This is a genomic window from Bacillus sp. SIMBA_008, from assembly GCF_046535495.1.
Classification (GTDB): domain Bacteria; phylum Bacillota; class Bacilli; order Bacillales; family Bacillaceae; genus Bacillus; species Bacillus subtilis.
In genome coordinates this window covers 1-270 of sequence record NZ_JAWRWL010000496.1, presented here as the reverse complement: position 1 = coordinate 270, position 270 = coordinate 1, and the positions used below count along the sequence as shown (strand labels likewise).

Annotated in this window: 1 protein-coding gene; it reads right to left on the bottom strand. The window is 41.1% G+C overall.

Annotated elements, in window-relative coordinates; genetic code table 11:
• Nucleotides 1-270 (bottom strand): 50S ribosomal protein L6 (locus SB658_RS24170; RefSeq protein ID WP_410602885.1); only part of this gene is annotated, 270 nt, incomplete at both ends.

The window sequence follows — 270 nt, the reverse complement described above, 5'->3', positions numbered from 1 at the left end:
CTCCTTGTTTTTGAGCACGGTAACCAACACCGACTAATTCAAGTCCGCGTGCGAAACCTGTAGTTACACCTTCAACCATGTTTCCGATTAAAGCACGAGTTGTACCGTGTAATGCACGGTGTTCCTTCTGTTCAGATGGACGCTCAACTGTTAGTGTATTTTCTTCAATTTTGATAGACATATCAGCATTGAATTTACGAGTTAATTCACCTTTAGGGCCTTTTACTGCTACAGTATTGTCTTCTGCAATTGTAATAGTAACACCTGCAG